Annotated in this window: 6 protein-coding genes; 1 reads left to right on the top strand and 5 read right to left on the bottom strand. The window is 45.0% G+C overall.

From position 1 onward, the window contains the following. Positions 1–127: 127 nt before the first annotated feature. The 5 genes from lnt to miaB form a co-directional block, all read right to left on the bottom strand. Positions 128–1657 carry an apolipoprotein N-acyltransferase gene (gene lnt, locus Xets_RS02675; RefSeq protein ID WP_099131104.1) on the bottom strand — a complete coding sequence of 510 codons (1530 nt, stop codon included), beginning with the start codon at positions 1655–1657 and terminating at the stop codon, positions 128–130. Positions 1658–1668: 11 nt separating this feature from the next. Further along, positions 1669–2547: a CNNM family magnesium/cobalt transport protein CorC gene (gene corC / locus Xets_RS02670; protein ID WP_099131105.1), complete on the bottom strand. Its 879-nt coding sequence runs from the start codon at positions 2545–2547 to the stop codon at positions 1669–1671. Between the two features lie 70 nt (positions 2548–2617). Then, positions 2618–3085, bottom strand: coding sequence for an rRNA maturation RNase YbeY (gene ybeY / locus Xets_RS02665; protein ID WP_187651124.1), 468 nt, complete (start codon positions 3083–3085; stop codon positions 2618–2620). Continuing rightward, a complete protein-coding gene (locus Xets_RS02660) occupies positions 3082–4128 on the bottom strand; it encodes a PhoH family protein (RefSeq protein ID WP_099131107.1) in 1047 nt (348 codons plus the stop codon). Before Xets_RS02660 ends, ybeY begins: the two co-directional genes overlap by 4 nt. 24 nt (positions 4129–4152) lie before the next feature. After that, complete coding sequence (miaB, locus tag Xets_RS02655) at positions 4153–5583, bottom strand: tRNA (N6-isopentenyl adenosine(37)-C2)-methylthiotransferase MiaB (protein WP_099131108.1); 1431 nt, start codon at positions 5581–5583, stop codon at positions 4153–4155. 203 nt (positions 5584–5786) lie between these two features. On the opposite strand from miaB, the gene ubiF reads away from it, so the two are divergent. Further along, complete coding sequence (gene ubiF / locus Xets_RS02650; protein ID WP_099131215.1) at positions 5787–6974, top strand: 3-demethoxyubiquinol 3-hydroxylase; 1188 nt, start codon at positions 5787–5789, stop codon at positions 6972–6974. The last annotated feature ends 316 nt before the right edge of the window (positions 6975–7290 follow it).

Genomic DNA, 7290 nt, shown 5'->3' with positions numbered 1-7290 from the left:
CGAATTGCTAGAAAACTTCTTTCTCACACGTTGGGTATTTTTGCCAATTTTAAACAAGGTAAAAGTCAACGCGACTGGCTTCAACAAGCCAACGTTATAAGATGTTAAAGTCGAGCATCGCGTAAAATTAAGTTTTGCGACGTTTCTTTATAAAAGCAAAGATGAAAAACAGGACGCTCGTACCCCATATTGGTAAATTCCCGAAGCGAAAATAAGGGGTTATTCCTGTGGCTGGCGTTACTTTGGCTTCCAATACCTGCCGGGTAAATTGTGGAAGTTCAACCTGAATGGAGCCGTCCGGATTGATTACTGCTGTAACACCATTATTCGTTCCTCTTAGCAGAGGACGGCCTAGTTCAAGAGCGCGCATCCGTGCCATTTGGAAATGCTGCCAAGGGCCAATGGAACGTCCAAACCAGGCATCATTAGAAACGGTCAGGAGGAACTCTGTGTCAGGTTTGAAATTATCACGTACCTGTTCACCTAAAATAATTTCATAGCAGATAGCAGCAGTAATATTGTGTCCGGCAACAGAAAGTTGGGGTTGGATGTAATTACCTTGGCTAAAAGAAGACATTGGCAAATTGAATAAAGGTGCTAGTGGCCGCAGGATTGATGCCAATGGCACAAATTCCCCAAATGGTACCAGGTGATGTTTGTCGTAACGGGTTAGTGCTGGGTACTGGTAAGGTATTTTATCCCCCAATACGATAATGCTGTTATAAAATTTATAACCTTCCAACGTCGGTCGGGCGTCCACAATGCCAGTGATCAAACTGGTATTGTGTTTCCTCAACACGCTATCCAATTTAGTCAGGAAATCACTTTGGTTATATTCATAATCAGGAATGGCAGATTCTGGCCAAATGATGATTGGTACTTGACCAATGAAAGGACGGCTGTTATCCAAATAAATATCTAATGTTTTTCCAAGAACAGCGGGATCCCACTTTATGGCCTGAGGAATATTACCTTGAATCAAAGCAATATTAGTGGTTTTTTCTGGTTGTAGGGTGTACCACTGGTAGTGATTCATTGGCCACGGTAACAGCAGCAGGATAATGGCGAAGATAGTCGCGGAAATTTTTTTCTGGGTGACAGCAAAAACCAGTAGTCCGCTGATCATCATCAGCAAGAAAGTAATACCTTCCACCCCCAGAATAGGCGCAATAGCTTTCATCGGACCATCAATTTGGCTGTAACCAAATTGCAACCACGGAAACCCAGATAACACCCAGCCACGCAAGAATTCTGTCAACTGCCATAGCGCAGGGCTGGCTATAACCAGCCTGATGCTATTAGAAGCTGGAAAAAAGCGGTTCAATAAACCAGTAAACAGAGCGGGATAAAGGGCAAGATAGGCAGATAGCAGGATCACTAAAAAGATATTGATAGCGGTTGGCATACCACCAAAGTCGGCGATACTGACATAAACCCAGTTTGCGCCACTACCAAATAAACCAAGGCCCCAGCATAAACCAATAAAGCAAGCTTGGCGGGTTGTTCTGTTCAAAGAAAGGATTTGCAGGCCGAAGAGGGAAACAAGTGCAGCAGGCCAGAAATCAAAAGGTGAAAAAGCCAGCGTTCCACTGGCTCCGAAGAAAAGTGCCAGCGCAGCACGTAGCCGCTGGCAGCTGATTAATGAGGCTTTGTTCATCCAGATCCTATTTATTGTTTATCAAGGCTAGGAACGCCAGCATCATCCGGTATTTTTACATGAACCTGAATGATTTTACGGCTATCAGACATTGCCACTTTGAAAAGGTAGCCATCAATGGTGATGGATTCCCCACGTGAAGGCAGATGCCCAAATGCCTGCATGACTAGCCCACCAATAGTATCAACCTCTTCATCGCTGAAATTGGTGCCAAAAACGTCATTAAAATCCTCAATTTGAGTCAATGCCCGCACTGAATAGGAGTGGCGACTTAAAGCACGAATATCGTTATCTTCATCATCATCGTATTCGTCCTCTATTTCACCCACAATCAGTTCAAGAATATCCTCAATTGTGACCAGCCCCGAAACGCCGCCAAATTCATCGATCACAATCGCCATATGGTAGCGTTGGGAACGGAATTCTTTCAGCAGGCGGTCAACACGTTTACTTTCCGGCACGACAACAGCCTGACGAAGTACTTTATCAATGCTGAAAGGTTCTGCATTTGTACGCATGAAGGGTAGCAGATCTTTCGCCATTAATATGCCTTCAATGTGATCTTTGTCTTCGCTGATCACTGGAAAGCGTGAGTGGGCCGAGTCAATAATAACATCCAGACATTCGTCCAGAGATTGGTTGCGTTTTAAGGTAACGATCTGTGAGCGTGGGATCATAATGTCACGCACGCGTTGATCAGCAATATCCATGACACCTTCGAGCATCTCGCGGGTATCGGGATCGATTAGGTCGTTCTGCTCCGAATCACGGATCAGTTCAACCAAATCATCACGGTTTTTCGGTTCACCGTGAAAAAGCTGATTAAGAAGCGCAAAAAAGCCTTTCTTAGGGCCAGGGTTATCGTTACTTGAAGGATGGTCGTCGCTCATGGCGTTTTAATGAAAATTCCCCATATAAAATCGTAGACTATTATGTTTAACATAAAAATGTTGACAATGGTTATTCTTTTTCCGCGAGATAGGGATCAGCATAACCCATTTTTTTTAGGATCTCTGTTTCCAGAGCTTCCATTTCTTCCGCTTCATCGTCTTCAATATGATCATATCCCAGAAGATGAAGGCAGCCGTGAACCACCATATGTGCCCAGTGTTCTTCGACCGTTTTTTGTTGCTCATCTGCCTCTTTTTCAACAACTTGACGACAGATAATTAAATCACCGAGTAAGGGTAATTCAACTTCAGGTGGTGCTTCAAATGGGAAAGATAACACATTAGTTGGTTTATCTTTCCCACGATAAGTGAGGTTTAAATCGTGGCTTTCTGCCTCATCGACCAAGCGAATAGTCACTTCACTTTCGGCCTGAAATTGTGGCAAAACACCTTCCAGCCAGTGCTGGAAAAGCGCTTCCTTGGGAAGCCCTTCAGGGTTTTCACATGCAATTTGCAAATCTAATATGACTGAACTCATTGTGCTTCCTGTCTGCGTTTCTCATTGAGCGCTTTTTTACGTTCCTGTTCCGTCGCTTCCCATGCTTCATAAGCAATAACAACTTTTGCCACCACCGGATGGCGAACAACATCTTCACTATGTAAGAAGTTAAAACTCAGTTCATCAACATTAGATAAAACTTCTATTGCGTGACTCAGTCCTGATTTTTGGCCCCTTGGCAGGTCAATTTGGGTTACATCACCGGTAATGACTGCCTTAGAATTAAAACCAATACGGGTCAGGAACATTTTCATCTGTTCAATGGTCGTATTCTGGCTTTCGTCGAGAATAATAAAGGCATCATTAAGGGTACGTCCACGCATATAAGCCAATGGCGCCACTTCAATAACATTTCTTTCGATAAGCTTCTCAACTTTTTCAAATCCCATCATCTCAAACAGGGCATCGTAAAGCGGACGCAGATAAGGGTCGACTTTCTGGCTGAGATCACCAGGCAGGAAACCCAGTTTTTCTCCGGCTTCAACCGCAGGGCGGGTTAGCAGGATACGGCGGACTTCCTGACGTTCCAGTGCATCCACCGCCGCGGCGACAGCCAAATAAGTTTTTCCTGTACCCGCAGGCCCAACCCCGAACGTGATATCGTGATCAAGGATGTTAGCAATATATTGTGCCTGATTGGGCGTGCGGGGCTTTACAACACCCCGTTTGGTTTTGATATTGACGGCCTTGCCGTATTCAGGAACGCTTTCTGCTGCTTGTTCCAGTACCCGGCTTTCGGTAATCGCGAGATGAACCTGTTCAGGCTCAAGATCCGGTATCATGCCGCGTATCGGAGCGGTTTCGACATAAAGGTGACGCAGGATCCCCGCAGCCGCGCTAACACACAATGGTTTACCTGCCAGTTTGAAACGGTTATCGCGGCGATTGATTTCAATCCCCAAACGACGCTCAAGTTGTTTCAGATTATCATCAAGTGGTCCACACAGGCTCATCAAACGTTGATTGTCTGCGGGTTCCAGAAAGATTTCTTGGGTTGCTACTTGTGAGTTTATTTGTGTCACTGATTATCTCTATGTTAGGGCCTATTAAGGCTGATAAAAGCTAACGCCGAGTTCATCTTCTTTGCGAGTACGGGCAATGACTGATTCAGGTGACTCATGGATACGCAGATCCATCTCATCTTCAGTACGAATGACTTTACCACGCAGGGAGTTGGCGTATACGTCAACAATTTCGACATCAACAAATTTACCAATCATGTCAGGTGTTCCCTCAAAGTTAACCACGCGGTTATTTTCGGTACGGCCAGAGAGTTCCATGATATTTTTGCGTGATGGGCCTTCAACCAGAATGCGCTGTGTGCTGCCAAGCATTGCGCGGCTGTAGCTCATGGCTTGTTGGTTAATGCGCTGTTGGAGCAGGTACAAGCGCTGTTTCTTTTCTTCTTCACTGACGTCATCTGGCAAATCGGCGGCGGGTGTTCCTGGACGCGCTGAATAGATGAAGCTGAAACTCATATCGAAGTTAACATCGGCAATCAGTTTCATGGTTTTTTCAAAATCATCCTGTGTTTCACCTGGGAAACCAATGATGAAGTCAGAACTGATCAGGATGTCAGGGCGTGCCTTACGCAAACGGCGAATAATGCCTTTATATTCTAGTGCCGTATGGGCGCGCTTCATCAGGGTAAGGATGCGATCAGAACCACTCTGGACTGGCAGATGGAGGAAACTCACTAACTCAGGGGTATCTTCGTAGACGGCAATAATGTCGTCAGTAAACTCAATTGGGTGGCTGGTGGTGAAGCGAATACGGTCGATACCATCAATAGCCGCAACCAGACGCAACAGTTCTGCAAATGTGCAGATACCGCCATCAAACGTAGCACCACGATAGGCATTAACGTTTTGACCGAGCAGATTAACTTCACGTACACCTTGCGCAGCAAGTTGTGCAATTTCGAATAAAATATCATCACAAGGACGGCTGACTTCTTCTCCGCGAGTGTAAGGTACAACGCAGAATGTGCAGTACTTATTGCAGCCTTCCATGATGGAAACGAATGCTGTTGGGCCATCGGCACGAGGCTCTGGCAGCCGGTCAAACTTTTCAATTTCAGGGAAACTGATGTCAACAACCGGGCTGCGGGTGCCTTTGACATGATTAATCATCTCAGGCAGGCGGTGCAGGGTTTGTGGCCCGAAAATAATATCGACGCTAGGTGAGCGCTGGCGAATGTAATCCCCTTCCTGGGAAGCGACACAACCACCCACACCGATAATGATTTCAGGGTTTTTATCTTTCAGGCCTTTCCAGCGGCCAAGTTGATGAAAGACTTTTTCCTGAGCCTTTTCACGGATTGAACAAGTATTTAGGAGTAAGATATCTGCTTCTTCGGCGACATCGGTTAACTGATAACCGTGAGTGGTTTCCAGCAAATCGGCCATTTTGGATGAATCGTATTCGTTCATCTGACAGCCCCAGGTTTTGATATACAGTTTTTTTATCGTCGACATTTTGTGTATCCGGTGTTTCCAGTGGAATGATGCTTCAACACTGAAAAGCGCAATATATTGCACGCAGTGTATTTAGCATAATATTGCTGGCTATTGTAGTCATTTGAGGCACCAGTGACCAGACTGTAACAGCGGATATTCACAGTCGGAAAGGGAAAATTCCGGTAGACTATTTTAATCAATAAGTTAATGACGTGATGAATATGAATAATCCACAACAAAAATTCGATATCGTTGTCGTTGGCGCAGGTATGATTGGCGCTGCAACAGCATTGGGATTGGCGCAGGAAGGTTGGCGTGTTGCATTATTGGAGCACCAGCCTCCCGCATCTTATGATGCAGATAGTGAACCTGATGTTCGTATATCTGCGATCAGCTGTGCTTCAGTGGGTTTATTGAAACAATTGGGAGCATGGGAAAATGTACTGCGAATGCGCAGTGCCCCTTATCGAAAGTTGGAAACATGGGAGCAAAATGATTCGAACGTCATTTTCGACGCTGAAAGTTTGGGGCTGCCAGAGTTAGGGCATATGGTTGAAAATCGTGTCTTGCAACTGGCATTGTGGCAGGAATTTGAACGTTATCCAAACCTGACATTGATTTGTCCCACTGTTTTGCAATCTATGCAGCGTCAGCATGAAAATAAAACGTGGCTGGTGACATTGGCAGATGGCACGGAAATTGACACACGTCTGATTATTGGTGCAGATGGTGCCCGTTCTCAAGTCCGTCAATTGGCGGGTATTGGCAGTAACGGGTGGCAATATCGCCAGTCATGTATGTTGATAACTGTCAAGACTGACCAGCCCCAACAAGATACAACATGGCAACAATTTTTTCCTTCTGGTCCCAGGGCTTTCTTGCCGTTGTTTGATCAATGGGCCTCGTTGGTTTGGTATGATTCTCCTGCCCGTATTCGTCAATTGCAGTCAATGACGATGGCACAACTTGAGCGAGAAATTTTTCAGGCATTTCCCACTCGCTTGGGTAAAGCCACCCCGATTGCTGCGGGTTCATTTCCTCTGACTCGTCATCATGCCAGCCATTACGTACAAGAAGGGTTGGTTTTGCTGGGAGATGCGGCTCATACCATTAACCCGTTGGCAGGGCAGGGAGTGAATTTAGGTTATCGGGATGTTGATGTGTTACTCAAGGTGCTGATTAATGCTAAAGAATTGTTGGAAGAGTGGGATTCTTTGGCAGTCTTGATGCGTTATCAGCGTCGCAGAATGCCGGATAATTTAGTGATGCAGGCGGGAATGGATTTTTTCCATACTACATTCAGTCATGATTTACCGGGGTTAAAAACGGTACGAAATCTGGCATTAATGGCAGCGCAACGTTCAGGAGTCATGAAAAATCTTGCGCTGAAATATGCCTTGGGACTGTGATGGATATTATCTCCTATTAGCCCCTTATGGGGCTAATTTAGTTGGTTTTATAAGAATATCAGCGGGTATTCCGAGCATACAGTGCAAATTCCGGATCATAGGTAGCGAGTAAGCGTGTTATTGTTATCCAACAGTGTTGTTGAATTGGTGAAGTAGGTAACTGAATACTTATTTATTTGGTAATCGCTGAAGTGGCTTTTATGGGAGATTTTGACGGTTGGAAAACAAAAAAACCACCTTTATTGGTGGCCTCTGCATTAAAGAATATTTTTACTGTTTATTCTTTTTCAATTTGTTACATGTTGTAACTCATTAA

This window comes from Xenorhabdus sp. TS4, from assembly GCF_014467265.1.
GTDB classification, from domain to species: Bacteria; Pseudomonadota; Gammaproteobacteria; order Enterobacterales; family Enterobacteriaceae; genus Xenorhabdus; species Xenorhabdus ehlersii.
The sequence above is the reverse complement of the archived record's forward strand: the minus strand, read 5'-3'. Positions and strand labels throughout refer to the sequence as shown.

Excerpts from the sequence above, each read along its gene's own strand:
- lnt (WP_099131104.1), bottom strand. The coding sequence starts at position 1,657 with ATGAACAAAGCCTCATTAATCAGCTGCCAGCGGCTACGTGCTGCGCTG.
- ybeY (WP_187651124.1), bottom strand. The coding sequence starts at position 3,085 with ATGAGTTCAGTCATATTAGATTTGCAAATTGCATGTGAAAACCCTGAA.
- ubiF (WP_099131215.1), top strand. The coding sequence starts at position 5,787 with ATGAATAATCCACAACAAAAATTCGATATCGTTGTCGTTGGCGCAGGT.
- miaB (WP_099131108.1), bottom strand. The coding sequence starts at position 5,583 with ATGTCGACGATAAAAAAACTGTATATCAAAACCTGGGGCTGTCAGATG.
- corC (WP_099131105.1), bottom strand. The coding sequence starts at position 2,547 with ATGAGCGACGACCATCCTTCAAGTAACGATAACCCTGGCCCTAAGAAA.